Annotated in this window: 23 protein-coding genes and 2 tRNA genes; 17 read left to right on the top strand and 8 right to left on the bottom strand. The window is 64.3% G+C overall.

The features are described from left to right. Positions 1–7 precede the first annotated feature (7 nt). Positions 8–547 carry a hypothetical protein gene (locus tag ADJ79_RS00575; RefSeq protein ID WP_050714331.1) on the top strand — a complete coding sequence of 180 codons (540 nt, stop codon included), beginning with the start codon at positions 8–10 and terminating at the stop codon, positions 545–547. Between the two features lie 5 nt (positions 548–552). Here the strand turns inward: ADJ79_RS00575 and ADJ79_RS00570 are convergent, their stop codons facing one another. Together ADJ79_RS00570 and ADJ79_RS00565 are read right to left on the bottom strand one after the other, a co-directional pair. Beyond that, on the bottom strand, positions 553–1416 hold the full coding sequence (locus ADJ79_RS00570; RefSeq protein ID WP_050714330.1) for a DUF4231 domain-containing protein: 864 nt from the start codon (positions 1414–1416) through the stop codon (positions 553–555). A gap of 14 nt (positions 1417–1430) precedes the next feature. Next, positions 1431–1904 (bottom strand): TIR domain-containing protein, encoded by a 474-nt coding sequence (locus tag ADJ79_RS00565; protein WP_050714329.1) that lies wholly within the window; start codon positions 1902–1904, stop codon positions 1431–1433. A 422-nt stretch (positions 1905–2326) separates the two neighbouring features. Between ADJ79_RS00565 and ADJ79_RS00560 the strand changes: the two genes are divergently transcribed. The 7 genes from ADJ79_RS00560 to ADJ79_RS00530 all read left to right on the top strand — a co-directional run bounded on the left by ADJ79_RS00560 (position 2327) and on the right by ADJ79_RS00530 (position 8017). Further along, positions 2327–2641, top strand: coding sequence for an AlpA family transcriptional regulator (locus ADJ79_RS00560; RefSeq protein WP_050714328.1), 315 nt, complete (start codon positions 2327–2329; stop codon positions 2639–2641). Between the two features lie 242 nt (positions 2642–2883). Beyond that, positions 2884–5043: a DUF5906 domain-containing protein gene (locus ADJ79_RS00555; protein WP_082202747.1), complete on the top strand. Its 2160-nt coding sequence runs from the start codon at positions 2884–2886 to the stop codon at positions 5041–5043. Positions 5044–5635: 592 nt separating this feature from the next. Then, positions 5636–6148, top strand: coding sequence for a hypothetical protein (locus ADJ79_RS00550; protein WP_050714326.1), 513 nt, complete (start codon positions 5636–5638; stop codon positions 6146–6148). Further along, positions 6141–6386, top strand: coding sequence for a hypothetical protein (locus tag ADJ79_RS00545; protein ID WP_050714325.1), 246 nt, complete (start codon positions 6141–6143; stop codon positions 6384–6386). The genes ADJ79_RS00550 and ADJ79_RS00545 overlap by 8 nt, the downstream gene beginning before the upstream one ends. Positions 6387–6459: 73 nt before the next feature. Next, positions 6460–6807, top strand: coding sequence for a hypothetical protein (locus tag ADJ79_RS00540; RefSeq protein ID WP_216597136.1), 348 nt, complete (start codon positions 6460–6462; stop codon positions 6805–6807). A gap of 225 nt (positions 6808–7032) precedes the next feature. Then, positions 7033–7749 (top strand): hypothetical protein, encoded by a 717-nt coding sequence (locus ADJ79_RS00535; protein WP_050714323.1) that lies wholly within the window; start codon positions 7033–7035, stop codon positions 7747–7749. After that, positions 7742–8017 (top strand): hypothetical protein, encoded by a 276-nt coding sequence (locus ADJ79_RS00530; RefSeq protein ID WP_050714322.1) that lies wholly within the window; start codon positions 7742–7744, stop codon positions 8015–8017. Before ADJ79_RS00535 ends, ADJ79_RS00530 begins: the two co-directional genes overlap by 8 nt. A gap of 134 nt (positions 8018–8151) precedes the next feature. On the opposite strand, the gene ADJ79_RS00525 is transcribed toward ADJ79_RS00530, so the two are convergent. Further along, positions 8152–8406, bottom strand: coding sequence for a hypothetical protein (locus ADJ79_RS00525; RefSeq protein WP_050714321.1), 255 nt, complete (start codon positions 8404–8406; stop codon positions 8152–8154). Between the two features lie 153 nt (positions 8407–8559). Here ADJ79_RS00525 and ADJ79_RS00520 point away from each other — a divergent pair, with 153 nt between their 5' ends. Both ADJ79_RS00520 and ADJ79_RS00515 read left to right on the top strand, forming a co-directional pair. Then, positions 8560–9027: a hypothetical protein gene (locus ADJ79_RS00520; RefSeq protein ID WP_050714320.1), complete on the top strand. Its 468-nt coding sequence runs from the start codon at positions 8560–8562 to the stop codon at positions 9025–9027. Positions 9028–9086: 59 nt separating this feature from the next. Continuing rightward, positions 9087–9401 (top strand): hypothetical protein, encoded by a 315-nt coding sequence (locus ADJ79_RS00515; RefSeq protein ID WP_156303921.1) that lies wholly within the window; start codon positions 9087–9089, stop codon positions 9399–9401. Positions 9402–9457: 56 nt separating this feature from the next. Here the strand turns inward: ADJ79_RS00515 and ADJ79_RS00510 are convergent. Then, positions 9458–9533 (bottom strand) — tRNA-Thr (locus tag ADJ79_RS00510). A gap of 566 nt (positions 9534–10099) precedes the next feature. On the opposite strand from ADJ79_RS00510, the gene prmA reads away from it, so the two are divergent. From prmA to ADJ79_RS00495, 4 genes are all read left to right on the top strand, one after another. After that, positions 10100–10987, top strand: a complete 888-nt coding sequence (gene prmA / locus ADJ79_RS00505) for a 50S ribosomal protein L11 methyltransferase (protein ID WP_050714318.1) — start codon at positions 10100–10102, stop codon at positions 10985–10987. Positions 10988–11353: 366 nt separating this feature from the next. Next, the gene (locus ADJ79_RS14890) at positions 11354–12028 is read left to right on the top strand and encodes a hypothetical protein (protein ID WP_172673992.1); all 675 of its coding nucleotides are present in this window, start codon (positions 11354–11356) and stop codon (positions 12026–12028) included. Positions 12029–12033: 5 nt separating this feature from the next. Then, the gene (locus ADJ79_RS00500; protein WP_253273835.1) at positions 12034–14319 is read left to right on the top strand and encodes a DUF349 domain-containing protein; all 2286 of its coding nucleotides are present in this window, start codon (positions 12034–12036) and stop codon (positions 14317–14319) included. A 58-nt stretch (positions 14320–14377) separates the two neighbouring features. After that, positions 14378–14452, top strand: a tRNA-Arg gene (locus ADJ79_RS00495). 316 nt (positions 14453–14768) lie between these two features. On the opposite strand, the gene ADJ79_RS13665 is transcribed toward ADJ79_RS00495, so the two are convergent. Together ADJ79_RS13665 and ADJ79_RS13660 are read right to left on the bottom strand one after the other, a co-directional pair. Continuing rightward, entirely contained in the window at positions 14769–15503 is a 735-nt protein-coding gene (locus ADJ79_RS13665; RefSeq protein ID WP_156303920.1) for a hypothetical protein, read from the bottom strand. A gap of 8 nt (positions 15504–15511) precedes the next feature. Further along, complete coding sequence (locus ADJ79_RS13660; protein ID WP_156303919.1) at positions 15512–16423, bottom strand: hypothetical protein; 912 nt, start codon at positions 16421–16423, stop codon at positions 15512–15514. On the opposite strand from ADJ79_RS13660, the gene gspF reads away from it, so the two are divergent. The 3 genes from gspF to ADJ79_RS00470 all read left to right on the top strand — a co-directional run bounded on the left by gspF (position 16422) and on the right by ADJ79_RS00470 (position 18778). Then, entirely contained in the window at positions 16422–17639 is a 1218-nt protein-coding gene (gene gspF, locus ADJ79_RS00480; protein WP_050714315.1) for a type II secretion system inner membrane protein GspF, read from the top strand. The two genes, ADJ79_RS13660 and gspF, sit on opposite strands and share 2 nt — an antisense overlap. Positions 17640–17882: 243 nt before the next feature. Continuing rightward, complete coding sequence (locus ADJ79_RS00475) at positions 17883–18407, top strand: MotA/TolQ/ExbB proton channel family protein (protein ID WP_253273834.1); 525 nt, start codon at positions 17883–17885, stop codon at positions 18405–18407. Beyond that, the gene (locus ADJ79_RS00470) at positions 18404–18778 is read left to right on the top strand and encodes a DUF2149 domain-containing protein (RefSeq protein WP_050714314.1); all 375 of its coding nucleotides are present in this window, start codon (positions 18404–18406) and stop codon (positions 18776–18778) included. Before ADJ79_RS00475 ends, ADJ79_RS00470 begins: the two co-directional genes overlap by 4 nt. Before the next feature lie 215 nt (positions 18779–18993). Here the strand turns inward: ADJ79_RS00470 and ADJ79_RS13655 are convergent, their stop codons facing one another. Together ADJ79_RS13655 and trmD are read right to left on the bottom strand one after the other, a co-directional pair. Next, the gene (locus ADJ79_RS13655) at positions 18994–19260 is read right to left on the bottom strand and encodes a hypothetical protein (RefSeq protein WP_156303918.1); all 267 of its coding nucleotides are present in this window, start codon (positions 19258–19260) and stop codon (positions 18994–18996) included. Then, the gene (gene trmD / locus ADJ79_RS00465; protein ID WP_050716305.1) at positions 19257–20069 is read right to left on the bottom strand and encodes a tRNA (guanosine(37)-N1)-methyltransferase TrmD; all 813 of its coding nucleotides are present in this window, start codon (positions 20067–20069) and stop codon (positions 19257–19259) included. Before trmD ends, ADJ79_RS13655 begins: the two co-directional genes overlap by 4 nt. Positions 20070–20098: the final 29 nt, after the last annotated feature.

Raw genomic sequence — 20098 nt, 5'->3', positions numbered from 1 at the left:
GCCGGAGATGGTGGAATCCGAGGAAGAACTGCTAAGGCGGAAAAAGCGGGAGGCAAGCGCCCGCTGGTATGCAAAGAACCAAGAGGAAGCACGCAGGAGCGCGCGTGAGCGGGCAGCCCGCCGGTACGCCAAGGACCCCGAGAAGGAGCGCGAGCGCAGCCGCAATTGGGGTGCCGAGAACCCAGAGCGGAAGCGCGAGACGAACAAGCGTTGGTACACGCAGAACCCAGCAAAGAAGTTGCTACAGCAGTGCCGTGGAAGCGCGAAGCGGCGCGGGCATGAGTGCACGATCACGGTCGAGGACATCGAAGCCATGCTGGCGCCGATGGCCTGCTCGGTCACTGGTCTGCCTCTGTCGCTGGACTACGATGGCGAATCGAGGAATAACCCCTGGGCGCCATCAGTGGACAGGATTGACTCTCGTGTGGGCTACTACGTTCTCGGTAACGTTCGGGTTGCGTGCTGCGCCTTCAACCTTGCCCGCAACGAGTGGCCTGACGACGTGCTGCGCACGCTGTTCGAGGCTGGCCTCCGGGCGCTGCAGTAGACGGGTTACACGTCCTTTCGCGCCACCCACTGCGTGTGCTCACGAGAGAAGGCATTCTCAGCGTCACCCACGAACAACGAGAACTTCTCGGGGGTGTCGGGGAGCATGGATTGTTCTTTGATGAGGCCAATCTCGTGGGCAGCAAGCGCGTATGAGGCTGCCAACTCAGAGAACCTCTTGGCCTGCATCCAGCTCAAGACGCTGGCCGCCATCGCAACGAATACATCCGTGGGCCAAAAGGGCTGGTCCACGTAGACCATGCGCAGCACCGCGCAGACCACTGCAACCGTATTCACTCCGATCAGCGCCCAGAAGAAATACCGCGACATCCGGCGATTGAACGCGGCCTTCTTCGCATACCAAGTTAGCTGGTCTTTGATCCGGCAGCCCGCGTAGGTCTCTCGGCGCTCTTCCAAGGAGCGAGCGCGCATCTGCTCCATCACGGGCGTGAACTGCTGGCCGTCGAGATGCTCCGTCAGCGACTGGCACACCTCGCGGTTCTGCTCGACGATCTGCTTGAGCGTCTGGCGGAAGTCGTTGTGGGCGCTCGCATCATCTCCCTGGAACGGCTCTGCTCGGCAGACGTAGCGCCAGGTGATGGTCTTGATCGATTCGGCCACTGCCCTGCCTGCGTACCAGAATCGGTCGGGGCGCATGGCAAACAGGTAGATCGAGCAGCCTAGAGCACCCAGTAGGGCGAGAAGTTGGGCTGCTGCGACCGACCAATGCGGGATGCTGACGATCGACAGGATCGCGGCGACCACGAGCGTGACAAGGTGAACTCGGAGCGCACGAAAGAAGTGCTTCTGCGACTTCAAGGACAGGTCATCGGCGGATCGATAGAGCGCGGGGAAGTCTTGTTCTTGCATGCAGCCCGCCCCCTTCACTTGTAGCCGAGCTTCTTGTAGACCTCGTCCGGGTAGTGCCAGTTTCCCTTGTCGTGCATCTTGAAGTTCTCAAGGGCGTAGGCAACGATCTTCGGGGAGAACGGAACAAAGACGGCGCCAATATCCTTGATGATGGGTGGGCACGTGGCATCGACCATCTGCCGCGAGCCGTCGAGATTGATCCCGATAATCCGGCAGCCCTTTTCCCGAGCTACCTCCATCTCCCAACGCACGTATTTGTGCTTGCTGCTGGTGTCCTGCCCGATGAGCACCGCAAACGTACCTGCCATGTCGATGCGCTCTCGGCACTTGCGCTTGATGTAAGCCTCGTCCTCTGAGTTGATTTCCTGCCCAAGCTGGCAATTGGCGAAGTTGAAATCGATGTGCTCGTTCTCCTTCCAGGCGAGCATCAAGCGGTAGCAGTGAATGTCGGTGCTGCTGAACCCGACGAAAGTTCTAGGAAGTCCCATCCCCTCACCCCAAAAAGTTATTTCAAATTGGCGATATGGGGGAGCTTAGCCGGATTTCAAGTGGCAACCGCTCAGCGAAGCGCCTCCCCGGTCTCACCAGGCGGCCCGTGGCGAGCCCGGACGCCTCGGCCTAGGCGCAGAGCAGCGCGCGGCCGACCGGACGCGCCAAGGACTCACCGGGAGCCGTGCGGAACGTTGGTATTTCTCGCCGAGCCCTTGTGGCATATTCGTTTCTGTCGGGCGACGCCACCCGCCCGACGAAGTCCCGCGCCGCCCGCGGGCAAGGCCCTGCACGGGGCTTAGATCGTGCCGCCCGCCCCACCGACTGAGGGGACCACACGGGCGCTTCTCCGTGACGCACATCGGGCAGTCATCCGCCGACCGGCAATCCCGCCGGCCGGGAGCCCGATGAGGTACGAGAGATGACGAACCCCACCCCACTTGCGCTGACGCTCGCCGAGCTGCGCGAGCTCCACGCGCTGCCCGACGAGGCGCTGCTCAACGTCCAGGAGGCCGCCGCCTTCCTGCGACTCAGCCCCAACGCCTTGAATTGGTATCGCAGCCAGCGCCGCGGCCCGACCTACCAGCGCATCGGCCCCAAGACCATCCGCTACCGCGTGGGCGACCTGCGCGCCTACATGGTTGAGGTGCAGCCGCTGTCGCGCTCCTACGAGTCCCGCACCGCCCGCCGCAAGCTCGCCGAGATGGCGACCGAGCGCGCGAGCGCGGAGGGCTGACCGATGAGCGCACAAAAGAAAACGCCCACGGGGGATGAGTCCGTGGGCGCAAACGATCAACAAGCAGAGGAAGCGGGCATGACGACCCACGGGAAAGATCATGCCGCGACCAGGTCGGCCGCAAAGCCATCGATCGACGCCGAGAGCCTGCTCCGCGCGGGCCTGACGCTGATCCCGCTGCACCGCTGGGACGCGAGGGACGCCAAGGGCCGCGCCTGCGGCAAGTCGCCGATCGACGGCGCGTGGCAGTCCCGCGACTACGACAGCCGCGAGGTGCTGGCCCAGGCCGAGCGCCGCGGCCTCAACGTCGGCGTGCGCCTGCCGCCGAGCTGGATGGTCCTCGACGTAGATCCCCGCAACTTCCCCGAGGGCCGCGACCCGCTGGCCGAGCTCGCCGCCGACGCGTGCCTCGACCTGGACGCCTGCCCCGCGTGCACACCGGGTCGGGCGGGCGCCACTACTGGTTCCGCAAGCCGGCAGACGTGCAGGTGCTCGACAGCCTGGAGGACTACCCCGGCGTGGAGTTCAAGAGCCACGGCCGGCAGGTCGTCTCGCCCGGCTCGATCCACCCGAACGGCACGGTCTATCGCTGGAACGACCTCGCGCCGTTCCCCGAGGAGGCGCCGCAGGTGCCCGACACGCTGCTGCGCCTCATCCGCCGCCCGACCCGCGCGCACGGCGAGGCCGCGGGCCTCGGCGAGCTCACCCCCGAGATGCTGGCGGAGACCCTGGAGCAGCTCGACCCCGAGGACTTCAGGGAGCACGGCGACTGGCTCAACCTCATGATGGCCTGCCACCACGCGACCGACGGCGAGGGCCGGCAGGAGTTCATCGAGTGGTCCACGCAGGACGCGAAGTACCAGGACGACGCCTGGATCATCGGCAGGCGCTGGGACTCGCTGCACTCGACCGCGTCGCGCGGCGGGCGCCCGATCACCATCAAGTACCTGCACAAGGTCGTGCAGGCGGCAGGCGGCGAGGTGGCGCGCGCGGAGCCCGAGGACGACTTCGACGCCTGGGAGGACCCCGCCGAGCTCGGCCAGGGCGTGGACGACTCGACGCTGCGGCAGCCGCCGAAGGCGCAGGGCGTCGATGCGGTCATCGAGGAGATGAACGCGCGGCACTACGTGGTGATGGAGGGCGGCAAGTTCCGCATCGTCACCGAGGAGGCCGACCCCGTGCTTAACGGGCGCACGATCTACCAGCGCTCGACGAAGGAGGACTTCGAGAACCTCTACTGCAACCAGCTCGTCGAGAAGGGCGACAAGCTCGTCAGCAGGTCCAGCCTGTGGCTCAGGCACCCGCACCGCCGGCAGTACAAGGGCGTGGTGTTCGACCCCGAGCGGGACCACGAGGGCTGGCTCAACCTGTGGAAGGGCTGGTCCGTCGAGCCGCGCAAGGGCGACTGGTCCCTGCTGCGCGAGCTCATCCGCGACGTGCTGACGGACGGCGACGCCGAGAGCTTCGAGTACGTCCTCAACTGGATCGCGCACATGGTCCAGCGCCCCGGCCGCCCCGCCGAGGTGGCGCTCGCCTTCCGCGGCGACAAGGGCACGGGCAAGGGGACGTTCGGCCGCGCCCTGGCCGAGCTCGCCGGGGCCAGCGGCCTGCACATCGCCAACCCGTCGCAGCTCGTGGGGCGCTTCAACTCCCACCTTCAGAACTGCATCCTCCTGTTCGCGGACGAGGCGTTCTGGGCCGGCGACAAGGCGGGCGAGTCGGTGCTCAAGGCGCTCGTGACCGAGCCGACGATCACCTACGAGGGCAAGGGCCGCGACGCGGTGTCTGGCAAGAACCTGATCCACATCGTCATGGCCTCCAACTCGGACTGGGTGGTCCCGGCGGGCCTCGGGGACGAGCGGCGCTTCGCGGTGTTCGAGGTCAACGGCAGCCGCCGCGGCGACAAGGCGTTCTTCGACGCGCTCAACGCGCAGCTCTACGGGGACGACCGCGCCGGCCTCGCCGCCTTCCTGCACGAGATGCTGACCCGGAACATCGAGGGGTGGGCGCCGCGCGACAGCGTGCCGCAGACGCGGGCGCTTGAGGAGCAGAAGCTGCGCGGGCTGGACATCCAGCAGGAGTGGTGGCTCTCGCTCCTCCAGTCGGGAGACCGGCCCTACGACGGCACCGACCACAAGGGCGATTGGGCCGAGCGCGAGGTCAGGGTGCTCTGCGAGTCGGTGCACTCCTCGTACCGCGACTACGCGAGGGCCAAGGGCCGCCAGTGGCTCGCGCCCGACCAGCTCGGCCGCGTGCTCAAGACCTACGGCGTGAGGCGCTGCCAGCTTGGGAGTGGCGAGCTCCGCGGGAAGATGGCCTACGTCCTGCCCGCCCTCGGCCACGCGCTCGCGACCTTCTCCGAGCTCACGGGCATCCCCATGAAGCGCCTGCATGGTGACTGAGTAAGCGCCAGAGGCGTGTTTACGTAAGCTCCGAACGTAAACGCCTCGGCGCGACCAAAAAGGAATACGGATCAACGCCTTGCGTCGTCCGTAAGCGCAGTAAGCGCGAAAACGCGCTCCGGGTTCTTTCAGGAAAAAAGCGCGCCGTGCCGAGCGCCGACCGACCGCCGCGACATCAGACCGACAGAGAATTTCCTGGATTGACTCAGAGAGTATTTACAGCACTTACAGTATTTACGATCTAAATAACGTATTGATTTATAAAGAAAAAACCGTAAATGCTTCCGTAAGCACTGCAAGCAGTAGGAGCCCTCCGGGCCCGAATCCCCGTGAGGCCGCGTCAGCAAGACCAGAGCCTGGCCGACCGTGGCGGGCGTGGCGATCGATGCGGGGAACGCGGCCGATTCGGCGTCCGACCTGCTGCGCCGAGACCTTCGCGCGCGAGGCCAACTTCCCCGGCCGCCTCACCCCCTGATCGTCGATTCGCGGGCCAAGGCCCTCCAAGCCGTTGATGCGCTTGAAAGAACGATGGCGTGCCTGCGCGCACAAGCACGACACGATTACTCCGTAAGCCATTTTTCGGAGAACAGACGTGAGCCGCCCATCTATCCCCAACACCTTCACACCGGAGAGGAAGGCGATCTTCCTTGCGGTGCTCGAAGACACGGCGAGCCCCAAGGCTGCGGCAGCCGCTGCGGGGATCGTGCGCTCGACGGCCTTCTATCACAAGGCCAACGACCTGGAGTTCCGCACGCAGTGGGAGGCCGCCGTCGAGGTGGCGCTCGACAGCCTGCTCGAAGAAGCCTACCGGCGTGCTGCCGTCGGCGTCGATGAGCCCGTCATCCATCAGGGCCGCGTCTCGACCGTGGCCGACCCCGAGACCGGCGACGAGCGCCCGCTGACGGTGCGCAAGTACAGCGACAGGCTGATGGAGGTCCTTCTCAAGTGGCGCTACGGCGACCAGATGGCGGACCGCCTGCGCGTCAAGGTGGACTCCACGGGCCTCGACGCCGAGGCCCTGCTGCGCATGCCGGCCGACGAGCGTAAGGCCCTGACAGCACTGCTCTCCAAGTACCACGAGAACAAGGAGCAAGACGATGAGTGAGAAGCTGACAGTCGCCGAGGCGCTGGAGCGCGCCGAGCAGATCGACCGCAACCTGGATGCCTTCGACAAGACGGCACCGCAGACAGTCGCGGCGATGGGCTGGCGTGATGCCCTTGCTCAATGCTGCGAGATGACCTGCATCGGCCCGATCCCGCGCATCGACGCGGACGCATGGCAGGCCATGTCGAACGAGTACGAGGCAGGCCGCCAGCATGGCAGCGTCAACCGCGGGCAGTAACGGGCACGCCGTCGCCATCGAGGTCGAAGGGGTGCGATACCCCAGCGCCCGGCAGGCGGCCCTGACTCTCGGTATGAGCACGGGCACCGTGCAGCAGCGAGCGCACAGCCTGAACTTCCCGGCCTATCGCTGGCTCGGCGCGACGCCTGGCCCTCGTAAGGTCAGAACACCCGAGGACTGCCTCGTTGCCAAAGAAATCATCGAGCCGGCATATTGGGCCTTCGACGGCGGCGCGCGACGCGCCAACGTCCTGGACCCCAACTTCGACCCACCGCGCGTCATCCGGCGCGTGGGCTGGGTGAAGTGCATGCACTGCCAGCGCTTCCACTTCAGCGGCAACGTGGTGTCGGTGAGGCTCTGCTCGGTCTGCGGCGGCGCGGGCGGCTGGCCTGTTGGCGCCGATCCCCACGAAGACGCCTGACTCTCGATCAGGGGGCGGCGAGACGCCAAGCCCTTGAAGCACAAGCCACCGTGACGGCGGCGCAGAACAGATGAACACGATCGAAGAACGATGGCGTTCTCGGCCAACGTACCACGACACATTGAAAGCATCCGGTCAGCGCATTGGCGCGCATGACCACCCCGCGGCTGGGGATGCGCTTGAAGGCGACCGGAGGACCCTAAACCTCTTTGGAGCCAACAAGCCATGAACCTGAATCAAGTCTCCCCGCTACTCAGCCCGCAACAGATCGGCGAGCTCGCGTCCAACCTGGACGCCATCTACTCCCGCGCCCTCAAGGCCATTCAGCGCCTTCAGTCTGACATCGACGCGCGCAAGGCAGAGATTGCCAACCGCTGGAAGTCCGCCGGCATCGACGCTGCCGACAAGGCCCGCTTCGCGCAGAGCGAGACCGTGGCCGCCGTCCGGCAGATCAAGGACAACTCCGCCAAGGAGCTCGACAAGCTGCTGAAGGACGCGGGCGCACCCCATGCCCAGCTCGTCTCGCAGCGCGAGTTCTACTCCAGCCCCGCCAAGGTGTTGGCCCGCGCCGCTCTCGGCGACCCCAAGCGCACCGAGTACCTGCACCAGCTCGTCTACGCCGGCCCCGCCGAGCTCGGGCACATGGCCCAGGTCGCCGTCGCCACGCAGAACATCCCCCTCGCTTCCGCGCTGCTGAGCCTGCTGGACCGCATGCCGTCGAAGGACCGCCCGGTCGGCCCTGCCGAGCTCGCCGCCGCGATGAAGCTGGACGACTACCTGAAGGTGCAGGAGTACATCAAGCTGGGCGACGCGCGCTTCCAGGGCATCCTGGTCGCCATCCGCTCGTGGAACTCCGGCAAGTCGAACCCGCTGAACACCGTACAACTCGCCCTGCGCGAGCAGGCCATCGACCGCGACCTGATCGGGGGCGGCGATGAATAAGCAGGCCGTCTACCCCGCGCACCACCCGGTGGCCCTTGCGCTCACGGGTCTCGCGTGCGCCCTGCGCACGGGCTGCGAGGTCATCGACGCCCTGGCCGAGCGTGCCGCCAGCGTGGGCGTGCCCTTCGGCTGCGAGACCTTCGACGACGCGGCGGCGCTGGCTGGGGTGCCGTACTCGCGCCCGCTGGACCTGTACGTGGACCGCGAGACCAAGCGCCGCGCCGACGCCCTCCCTTACGACCGCCTGCATCTGGCGTTCATGCACTGAGTTTGGTGCCAGCGGCCGGGGTCGGAACAGAGGCCGAGGTTGCCCCGGCCGTGCTTCGGAGGGGATGCCCACAAGGCATCCCCTTCTTTTTCAAGCGCTTACGGATCACGGCCTGCTGATGGACAGTCAGCGGGTCACTTGAGCGCTGATGCAATTTGGCCGAACGCTTCTTTGCTCTTCGTCGTAATGTCGAGGGACAACGACTTTTCGCCAGAGACGAGTGCGTCGGCGTATTCAACAAAGTTGGTCAGCCCCTTGGGGTCTTCATCAAAAATCTCAGCGATCTCGTCGAGTGACATCTTCTGCTGGAGTTCTTTCACGCGGGCATAGCTCGTTACCAAACGTGCCATGCCAACGGGGTCTTTTGCGATGCGAGTAAAGGTGCTCATGGGGATCTCCGAATAAAAGGTGAACGGCCCCGCCAACGAAAGTAGCCGGGGTCCAAACATGGGGCCACTGAGCGACTTTTCAAGGGCCCCCCCGCTCCCGAATTCCCACGAACACGACCTAATGACCTCACACCCAACCACCTGGAGCGTGAGATGAACCTGCAAGAGATGAGCACCAAGGACCTGCTAGCCCTGCACAACCGGATCGCCGACAAGGCCGCTGGACCCAAGACCTTCGCGACCCGAGGCAAGCTGCTCGACCGAATCGAGTCCATAGCCAAGGCCAAGAACATCGATGTCGCGTCGTTCGGGCAGCCGCAGGCCGCCGAGGTGGCCGAGCCGCATGCACAGCAGCAGGCCGATGCCGTCGAAGCGACAGAAGCCCCGACAGAGACCGAGAAGAAGCCCAGCGGCAAGGGCATCGGACGACTTGCCCGCGAGCTGCTGATGGACCCCGCTGGCTACCCGCACGGCGTCATCGCCGAGATGGTCAACGCGCAGATCGAGGGCGCGCAGGCATCCGCCAAGTCGGTCAGGTGGTACGCCCACGACATGCGCAAGAAGGGCACCGCGGTGCCTGAGCGTCAGCGCGCCGAGCGCGGGGAGGACGAGCCTTGCTGAGGCCGCGCCCCAAGATCAGACCCTGGCGCGTGAAGGTGCGCCGCTCGGCAGGCGGGGACGTGTTCGTCATCCGCGTGGCCGACTTCCCTGAGGGCGACAGGACGGGCGACGCCGCACTGGCTTGGCGTGAGGCGTGGTTCCACACTTGGGTGTGCCTGCCCGACCTGCTGGACGAGCCGGGGCCGTTCGACCTCGCCGTCGAGGAGTGCGCGGTGCCCGTGCCGCCCGAGGTCGGTTGGGACGACGAGGCGTGCGCGACCCTCATGCGCCCGACGCTGCTCAAGCGAGACCTTACCCTCGGCCAGCTCGGCGGTGCCCTCCTGCACTACCTGAGGAAGAGCCGCGGCCCGCAGGCCGTAGACATCCCGCTATGACGCGTGCCGCATCAAGCAAAAAGGGCAGCCCGTGTGGGCTGCCCTTCTCACTTTTTTGGTGCCGCTTGCCGGATTCGAACTGGCGACCTTTTCATTACGAATGAACTGCTCTACCAACTGAGCTAAAGCGGCGAAACCTAAAAACTTGTCTAAACCGTGTCTGCTACAACCCCGTAGTACCTCGCTGGCAGCCCGAAAGCCTTGCTGCGCTTAGCTTTCTTACCCGTCGCCAAGACACTGCTGTCCCGATTACGAAAAAAAAGCAGAAGGCGCAACGCAAAACGGCTCATGTGGGGGCCAGCCGTTTCTGGCCTTGGCCTCGTCTGACAGCAAAACGGCCGGCTGCCCGCACAGTCATAACGGCGAGAGAAGAAAGAACTTGGGCAAAGGCCCAATTTCGCTTCTGAATTCATAGCTGCATGTCCTAGAAGAAATTGCGCAAGACGGTTTTTTGGGCCCCTTGAATTTGCTCCTGTTTCTGAAGTCATTCAGCGGATGCAGGCCGCCCCTAAACCCTGTGCAGTAGCCATCCAGCCCGGCCAAGATTGGCAAGGCCGCAGAGCGCCCGAGTCCGCGCTTTCGCGCCTGCGGACGGCCATTGAACAGTCTTTCAGGGCATCCGCCGCCTGCCGGCCTGCCGCAGGCCGGACAATCCGCCCCTCATCCGGCAGCCGCCTGCCGCAACCGAAGGAAGCCCCATGTTTGAACTGCGCCTTGTCGCCCCTGAAGACCGCGTCGAAACCCTGTGCGACGCGCTGGATGCCCTGCAAGCCCTGAGCGTTTCGGTGGAAGACGCCGATGCCGATACATCCGCCGAGCGCGCCCTGTTTGGCGAGCCGGGCCTGCCTGCGCCCGCGCCAGGCTGGGCGCGCTCCTGCCTCGTGGCCCTTTTTGCTCATGAAAACGAAGCCCGCGAAGCCGCCCGTTTGCTGGCCCCTCAAGACTTCTTCGCGGGCTGCGCCGTGGCCTCTCTTGGCCCTGTGCCCGAGCAAGACTGGGTGCGCCTGACGCAATCGCAGTTCGCGCCGGTTGAAGTGGCTCCCGGTTTTTGGATCGTGCCCACCTGGCACGAAGTGCCGGACGGCGCGCGCCAAGTCATGCGCCTGGACCCGGGCCTGGCTTTTGGCACCGGCACGCATCCCACCACGCAGATGTGCCTGCGCTGGATTGCCCACCAGCCCATGCAGGGCCGGCGCGTGCTCGATTACGGCTGCGGCAGCGGCATTCTGGCCATTGGCGCAGCCCTGCACGGCGCGGACGAAATCGACGCGGTGGATATTGATCCCGAAGCCGTGGCCGCCACGCAAGGCAACGCCGCTGCCAACGGCGCGCGCGTGCGCAGCGGCCTGCCCGAGGCGGCCAGCGGCCTGTATGACGTGGTGCTGGCCAACATCCTCGCTTCGCCGCTCAAAGTGCTAGCCCCGCTGCTGTGCGGCCACGTTGCCGCTGGCGGCCACCTGGTGCTGGCCGGCGTGCTTGAGCGCCAGACGCAAGAGCTGCAAACCGCCTATGCCCCCTGGCTGGCGCTGCAAGTGGCCGACACGCAAGACGGCTGGGTTTTGCTGACGGCGCAACGCCCTGTCTGATGGCCTGCGTGTGATGGCCTGCGTGGCCTTCATTGATTTCCCATCGGTCAAGACCGTCTCAAAAGGGGCAGCGTAGATATGACGCAGGCAAAAGAGTCAAAGAGCACAAGCGCCATATAAGCCGTAGACACAAAATCAGCTCCTGTATTAATAGCATGATGTCCTGATAGGTACTGCGCGAAAGCCTCTTTTTAGTTCCTGAATTTGCTCCTGTTTTTAAATCTTTTCTGCGCTTTCCCGCAGGCGCGGCCCGTGTCACCAAGACCGCAAGGCAAGGCGCTGGCACGCGCGGAAAAGCGGGCAAAAGCGGGGACAATAGCCGCCGTTTTTCGTTCTCCTCTTCAGGCCGCAGCGGCCCTTTTGTTCATGTTCCCCTTCTCCCGCGACAGCAAAGACCAGCCCGAAACCCCTGCTACCAAGCCCGCAGCCGAGGCGCACCCGCTGGATGCGCTCACGGGCGGCGCATTTTCAGCACCCACATCGGGCGAGCGCGCCGCGCGCATCCGCGCCTGGCTGGCCACCAACCCGCCAGCGGAGCAAATGCAGCAAGTGCACAAGGAACTTTCCGCCAAAGACAAAGGTGCGGCCAAGGCGCTGCGCGAGCGGCTGGACGAAATCAAGCGCGCCCACAGCCAGCAAGCCGTGGCTGCCGAATGGGCCGCCAAAGCCGAAGCCCTGCTGCAAGCCGCACGCCTGAACATTGCCGACGCCCTGGCCTGGAAGCGCGACGCCGCCCGCGCGGGCGCGCCCCTGTCACGCGAGCCGCTGCTGGGCCTGCGCAGCCAGCTGGACGAACGCATCAAGGCGCTGGAAGATTTGCAACAGCGCGCGCTGGTGCAGCGCGAAGCGGCTGCGTTGCTGCATCAGCGCATTGAACTGCTGTCCACCAAGCCCTGGGCCGACGCTGATGCTGCGCGCGCCAGCCTGCAAGCCGATGTGGACCACTGGCGCGAGCAAACCGCCGCCTTGCAAGCCGACGCCAACTGGGCCAGCGTGGATTTGCGCTACCCCCGCAAATCGAAGCCGCGCAGGCACAACTGACTGCCGTGTGGGACGCCTTCAGCGCTGCACTGGAACAGACCCGCGCCGCCGCGCAAGACGCCGCTGCTGCGCTGCCTCCCGTGCCTGTGTGGGCCGATGAAATCCGCGCCGCCCGTGGCCTGCCTACCGAAGCAGGCGAAAAAGCCGCCGCCGAAAAAGCCGCTGCGCGTGCCAAGATTGACCCCGCCCAGCGCCAGGCCGCCACAAAAGCTGTTGAAGCGGGCGTGATGTTGCTGGAACAAGCCGTGCAGGCCGGCAACAGCAAAGACACCCACAGCGCCGCCGCCGCGCTGCGCCAATCGCTCAAAAAACATGGCCGTCTGATAGACGATGAAAAACTGGAAGCGCGCGTACACGCAGCCCTGGTTTCTGCAGGAGAGCTGCAAGGCTGGCAGCGCTGGAGCGCCGACCAAATCCGCGAGCAGCTCGTAGCCAAGGCCGAAGCCCTGCTCATCCGCCGCCCGGCCAAACCCGCTGAGGCCACGGCCCAAGCGCAAAAAGCGCCGGAAACCGCCCCTTCTGCGGACATTCCTTCGGACATTTCACCAGCCGCTTCGCCTGCCGAAGCCCCCCAGGCCAGCGAAAGCGGCGCGCTGCCCGCCGATGCGCCCGCCAGCGCGCCGGAAACCGCCGCCAGCGCCGCCCCCGAGGTCGACGCTGCGGCCCCGCAAGCGCCTGCCGCCGAAGAAATCCTGACCCCCGCCCTCACGGGCCGCAAACTGCAAGAAACCCTGCGCAAACTGCGCGAAGAATGGAAAGCCGCCGACCAGGGCAGCGCCCCCAACCACGCCCTCTGGAAACGCTTTGACCACGCCTGCAACCAGGCCCACCAATTCGTTGAGCAATGGCTGGAAAAAGCCCGCGAAGAAAGCGCCGCCCACAAAGCCGCCCGCCTGAGCCTCATTGAAGAAGCCAAAACCTGGGCTGCCGCCCTGCAAGGCCAGGCCCAGTCTGACTGGAAAGCCATCAACCGCCAGCTCCACCAGTTCGCCGACCGCTGGCGCAACGCGGGCCACCTTTCCGAAAAAGCCTTTGCGGAACTGCAAACGCAGTGGAAAGCCGCCCTGGCCGCCGCCTCCGCCGGGCTGCAAGCCGCGCAAAAGCAAAGCGCCGAACGCCGCCAGGCGCTCATTGAAGAAGCGCGAGAGCTGGCCGCTGCCGCCACCTTGCGCGTGGATGCCGTCAAAGCGCTGCAACAGCGCTGGCAGGCCGAAGCACAAGCCGTGCCGCTGGAGCGCCGCCACGAACAAAAACTCTGGGACGCCTTCCGCAAACCGCTGGACGAAGCCTTTGGCCGCAAGAGCGCCGAACGCGAAAAAGCCCAAGCCGCCAGCAGCGCCCATGACCAGGCCGTCATGCAAGCCGCCCAAGCCCTGGAAGCGGCCAACGCAGCCGGCGGCGCCGCCCAAATCCGTGCCGCCATGACGGCGCTGGAAGCCGCCCTGCGCAGCCAACCTGCCGCCCCGGTCGCCGAAGCCGCGCCGCAAGCTGCCGAAGCTGCGCCCGCTGAAGCCGCCAATACCGCGCCAGCCCCCGAAGCCCCGGCCGCCGAAGCCGCGCCTGCTGATGATGCGGCGCAAGCTGAAAAACCCGCCGCGCCCAAACCCGCCCGCCCCCTCATCGCCATGCGCGGCGACGACCGCCCCGGCATGAAAAAAACCGAAGCGGCCAAACCCGGCCGCCCCGGCGACCGCAGCCGCTTTGGCGATGACCGGCGCGAAAGCCGCCGCGACAACCGACGCGACGGACGCGAAGGCCCCGGCAGCCGTGATGGCCGCCGCCCGCTGCGCGACACCCGCGAGCCGCGAGCCGAACGCGCCCGCCTGGGCGACGCCGCCTTCCGTGCCCAGCGCGAAGCGCTCGAACACGCCCAAAGCGCCCTCAAGAAGCTGGCCGCGCAAGCCCACGGCGAAGCTCTGACCCAGCTCATGACCGCCTGGCAAGAGCGCGACGCCGCCCGCCTGCCCCCCGCCGGCGAACTGGGCAGCGCCCTCACCGCAGCGGCCCGCAACGCCTGGGCGCAAGCCATCGGCAGCGCCGCCAGCGCCCCTGCCAGCGAAGCCGCCACCGCCTTGCTGCGCCTGGAAATGGCCTCTGAAACCCCCACGCCCGCCGAGCACCTCACGGCCCGCCGCGCCCTGCAACTGCAACTGCTCACGCGCCGCAACGACCCCGCCCCGGCCGACACCTGGACGCAAGACGCCGCCCAGGTTTTCGCCAGCGCCTGGACCGAAGCCGACGCCCGCCGCCTGCAAACCGCGCTCAAGGCGCTGCTGCGCGGCAGGAAATAAACGAAAAATCCCCTCGGCAGAAGGCCACGCCCCTACAATCGCGCGCTTTTGCCGCTCAGCCGCCATAGTTCAATGGATAGAACGAACGCCTCCTAAGCGTTAGATGCAGGTTCGATTCCTGCTGGTGGTACCAAATTCAAGTCTTCAAGCCCGTCCTGCTTTGCCTGACGGGCTTTTTTCTGGAGCGCGGATCAAGATGGGCTGTCAGCAGCGCTGTATTCGCACTCTTTGCACTCCAGCGGCTGGTTTTCTTTGGCGCCATGACGAAGCGGGCAATATCGCGTCAATCCAAAGCGGGCTGGGAAATTACAACGCCTTTTGAGCGTAACCTGGGCGTGAAAACGCGAGTCAGCTACACGGCGATAACGGCGCAGGGTCAGCAGTTTGTTTGAGTTCTGGCTGTTTCTGACTTTGATGAGTACGGACCTTTGCAGCACGTCGGAGCTTAGTTATCTTGACTGATTAATCAAAAGAACACTCCCCTTTCTTGTAGATATCATCTTTTTCGCGTCATCGACAGCGCCTCCAAAATGGTCCGCATGGAGCATGATTGGCGCTATCTCACAACGACATGGGTTCTCTTCTTTGGGCTTGTAAAGATAATGAAATTCATATGTTTCATCGGGCCTAAAATAAGCTTTAGGATAGTCGCCGCGAAAATCAATTCCGTGAAAATAATATGATCTTATATTTTCATTGCGTGCGATATTTGGATTGTAACCAAAGATATTCACGGGAACGAATCCAACACCAAATTCTTGTTTCACTGGAACTCCTTCAACACAGAACATCAACTCGCCTTTTCTTTTGATTGCGATCTTCAAAGTGCCAAGTTTCGGACACGGACATTCTCCAAGTTCATAACCAACTTTATATCCGCCTTCCAGAAAATTGGAAACGCTGAACCTTGCATCCTGGATATCTCGAACGCGGAAACTGCTGACACTGCCATAAATCGTTGTACTTTCATATTTCCATATCCCCTTTCCTCCGCTGACCAGTGGCTTTGCCAGCATGTGGCTGAAAGCACTGCAACCCGTCAGAAATACGGCAGTGAAACATAATAGTAAGACCTTCTGCATTTCAGGCTCCTCTCGATTTCGGCATGGGAAACGCCGGTTTTTCTGGTTGCTTTTTCCTGTTCCTAGGATAAATCTGTTGCCTGCCATCGGCGTACGGAACATTTTCTGGTTTATTGATCCCGGTTCTTCATGATACTTTGAACAGCCTCATCATAACGCCTTTCATAATTTTCATCCCCGCATGGCGATATGCGCTTTAATTCGGATATTTTATTGATCAACAGCTTGACATTTTCATGGCAATCGTCCCACATGGCCCTTTGCATCACGACAAGCATTGGATCCATGATATCAAATTCATCTGCCGAACAATGATCCAGATATTCAATATAAGCCTTCACATAATATTCAAACGCATTTTTGCCCATCCACCCCAAGTCTTCGGCATAATATTCCTTTTCGGCAAACATGGCTACAGCCTCCTTGAGTGATTTGCCAAAAAAATGCTGAAAGGCTATCCGCTCATCCAGGTTCAGAAGATGGGTCGGGCTTATATCGGCAAGACTTGGCAGCTTCATGTTATTCAATCCATCCAGAATAGCTTTGGCATAATATTTGTTCCCCGCATGACACGATCCATGAATAAAATCGCGTTTTGCAGCAGGATCCAAATAGATTTCCAAGAAAGCAGCGGGGTTGTATGCATTAGAGTCAATTTTGGAAATTGAGTCCGAACATTCTGCCCGATGGATTGTCTCCTTGGCCTTCAGCACATTGCCTGGCTTTTGCGCGTGCCCTGGCGCCGTGCAGTTCACTTGCGCTTCCACTCCCGGGCATGGCGGCCGGTATCGCGTCATCTGGCTGTTGGCTTTGCATGGCCCACGCCCCTGCCTGGCGCACGCTGCTGGCGCGATGGCCCACGGCGTTCGGCTGGCGGGCAAAGCTGTTTCAAAATCTGGCGTTTTGTCCGGCGGCTTGCCAGACAGAAGGCCGTCATTCGGGGCCGCTCTGCAAGGTCTCGCCCGAAAGTGGCTGTTGCCGCCGCCGTTTTTCACATTCTGATTTTTCAAGCCTTTCGTCATGCCCGCCTATTCGTTTGAAGCCTTGCAGCCCGACGGCAAGACCCGCAAGGGCGTGCTGGATGCCGATACCGCCCGCGCCGCGCGCGCCCAGTTGCGCGCGCAGGGTCTTGCGCCACTGAACGTGCAGGCCATTTCTGCGGGCGATGCCCAGCGCGCCCTGGGCGGCGCAAGCCGCCGCCGCGCGTTTGACAGCGCCCAGCTTGCCGTGTGGACGCGCCAGCTTGCGGGCCTGGTGGCCGCCGGTTTGCCGCTGGAGCGCGCACTGTCCGCGCTGGCTGACGAGGCGGAAGACGAGGCGCAGCGCCACTGCATCGCCGCGCTGCGCTCGGAGGTCAATGCGGGCGCGCCGCTGGCGCGCGCCATGTCGCAGCACCCGCGCGATTTTTCGGGCATCTACACCGCCGTCATCGCCGCTGGCGAGCAGGGCGGCCATCTGGAGCAGGTGCTGGAGCGGCTGGCCGACGATCTGGAAGAGCGCCAGGCGCTGAAAGCCAAGCTCCTGGGCGCGGCGCTGTATCCGGCCATCGTCACGCTGGTGGCCATCGTCATCGTCATTTTTCTGGTCAGCTACGTGGTGCCGCAGGTGGCTGCCGTTTTCGCGGGCGCCAAGCGGGCGCTGCCCTGGCTGACGGTGGCGATGCTGGGCATCAGCGATTTCGTGCGTGCCTGGGGCTGGTGGCTGCTGGCGGCGCTGGCGCTGGGCGCGGCCAGCTTGCGGCTGGCGTTGCGCAATGCCGCTTTGCGCCAAAGTTTTGATGCCGCCTGGCTGCGCCTGCCGCTGCTGGGGCGCCTTTCGCGCGGCTACAACGCCGCGCGCTTTGCCAGCACGCTGGCCATGCTGGCTGCCGCTGGCGTGCCCATCTTGCGCGCCTTGCAGGCCGCCGCTGAAACCCTGGGCAACCAGGCCATGCGGGCCGATGCCGAAGACGCGCTGGTGATGGTGCGCGAAGGCGCGCCGCTGGCCAGCGCCCTGGCGCAGAAAAAGCGCTTTCCGGGCCTGCTGGCCATGTTTGCGCGCCTGGGCGAGCAGACGGGCGCGCTGCCCGCCATGCTGCAACGCGCCGCCGGGCAGCTGGGCGCGGACGTGCAGCGCCGCGCCATGCAGGCGGCCACGGTGCTGGAGCCGCTGCTCATCGTCGTCATGGGCGCGGTGGTCATGCTCATCGTTCTGGCGGTCATGCTGCCCATCATCCAGCTCAATCAGTGGGTGAAGTAGCTGAAAGGGCGGGCTTGATTCGCTCATTTCTTCATAGCATGAAGTCCTAGTGGAAATTGCGCGGAAGCCGTTTCTCACCCCTTCAAATTAGCTCTTCTTTTGAAAGCAAACTACGCCGCTAACCTCCCGTCCTGCCCCGCCCTGCCCTGCGCGCAACAAACGCCCGGCCTGAACCCGGGCATCCCACCTATTCCATTCATCAGGGAGCCACTTTTTCCATCCACCCAAAGGAGTAACCCAGCCGTGAACCCCATCGAAACCGCCATGTACGGCGTCAGCCAGCTTTTTCTCACCCCCGTGCTCATCCTTGTGGCCGCGCTCTTTGCCTACGCCTTCTTTGCCCTGGGCGCATTCATCTGGCAATCCGTGCAACGCGCCAGCGCCGCCCGCCGTGGCGACACGGCCGGGCACGAGCTGCTGCAAGCCTGGAGCCAGAACCCTGCCCTCACGCAAAGCGAGCTGCAAGCCCTGGCCCTCAAACGCATGGAAGCCGCCCGCATCGCCGCCCGCGTCGCCCCCCTGCTCGGCCTGGTGGCCACCATGATCCCCATGGGGCCTGCCCTGCAAGCCCTGGCTGAAGGCCAGCTCACCGAAATGTCGCGCGGCCTGACCATTGCCTTTTCCGCCGTCATCCTGGCCCTCATTGCCGCTGCCATCACCTACGCCACCGTCCACGTGCGCCGCCGCTGGTACGCGCAAGACCTGCTCGCCATCGAACGCCTGCGCCAGGCCCCGCAACTTGAAGAACCGGCAGGAGCGCAGCCATGAACGCCAGCCGCCCAACCAGCCTGCTGGACGACATCGAAGACGACGATCCCCTGCTGTCCGTCGTCAATCTCATCGACGTCTTTCTCGTCATCATCGCCGCCCTTTTGCTGGCCGTGGCCAGCAGCCCCATCAACCCCTTCACGGCGCAAAACGTCACCATCATCAAAAACGAAGGCCAGCCCAACATGGAAATCATCATCAAGCAGGGCGAAAAACTGGAGCACTACCAATCCAGCGGCGCCATCGGCGAAGGCCAGGGCACCAAAGCCGGCGTGGCCTACCGCATGAAAGACGGCAGCATGGTCTATGTGCCCGAAACCGGCGCAAGCGGCGCGGCCAGCACGAAGCCAGCCAACGCAGCCCGGCCCTGAAAACCTGCCCAAAGCCCGCCCGCAGGCAGATTGCGAACAAACTCGCAAACCCGGATCCGCCCGCGCGCTGATCAGATTTACTGAGCATGGCAATGCGTTTGAACTCCTTGAGCTTGCCCAAGAAGTTTTCAATGAGACCAGAACGAACTTGAGCAGATTGCCTAGCGCATGGCACAAGGCCCGTATCTTGGCTCTCACGCCTCTGCGTGAGTGGCCTATGGCTTGGTTTTGAACCCCCTTGCGCCTTGGCCGTGACGATGCACTTTCACGATCACGGCATCGGCCATGACGTATTCCATATCTGGCTGGCCGCTGACGGCATCAAAGCGTTTTTGCCAGACAGGCCCTAGGACATCATGTATGGATAAAGGAGCGTAAATGGCGTTTGCGTCCTGTCTGTCTTGGGCTGTGCCCTGCTCATTTTTCGCTTGTTCCAAGCCCGCAGGCTCACGCGGTGAGGCCGTGCGAACGGAAACGCTCATGGCTTGTTCAGCGCGGCCAGGGTCTGCTCGTCTTGCGCCGTCAGGCAGCCTGCGGCGCGGGCGGCGGCCAGCAAGTCGGGGCGCTGGCGGGCGGTGAGTTGCAGGCTCTGGGCGCGGCGCCATTGCTCGATGCGGGCATGGTGGCCGCTGAGCAGCTCGGCGGGCACGCTTTGGCCTTGCCACACTTCGGGGCGGGTGTAGTGCGGGCAGTCGAGCAGGCCGTCCAGCGCGGGGTTGAAGCTGTCGAGCTGGTGGCTGCCCGCGTCGCCCAGCACGCCCGGTTGCAGGCGGGCCACGGCGTCCAGCAGGGCCAGCGCCGCGATTTCGCCGCCGGAGAGCACGAAGTCGCCCAGGCTGATTTGGTGAGTGACGTGGCGGTCGATGAAGCGCTGGTCAATGCCTTCGTAGCGCCCGCAAATGAGGATGGCGCCACGGCTTGCGGCCCAGCTTTGCACGGCGGCGTGGTTCATGCGCGGGCCTGTGGGGGAAAAGAGCACGACGGGGACGGGGGCGCTTTCTTGTTCAGCGCCCTGCCCTGCCGCGTGCGGCGGGCCGCTTTGCGGCCCGCTTGCCAGCCGGTCGGCCTGCGCGGCGGCCAGGCAGCGCGCCAGCGGCTCGGCCAGCATGACCATGCCGGGGCCGCCGCCAAAGGGGCGGTCGTCCACGCGGCGGTAGCGGCCTTCGGCCCAGTCGCGCGGGTTCCAGAGCTTCAGGCGCATCTGGCCATCCGCCCAGGCGCGGCGCGTGATGCCCGCATGCAAAAAAGGGGCGAAAAGCTCGGGAAAGAGCGTGAGCACGTCAAAGCGCAGGGCCACGGCTTGCTTTTTTGAGGCGGTTT

This window comes from Ottowia sp. oral taxon 894, from assembly GCF_001262075.1.
GTDB classification, from domain to species: domain Bacteria; phylum Pseudomonadota; class Gammaproteobacteria; order Burkholderiales; family Burkholderiaceae_C; genus Ottowia; species Ottowia massiliensis.
Note: the sequence above shows the minus strand (reverse complement) of the source record. Positions and strands in the feature narration are given on the sequence as shown.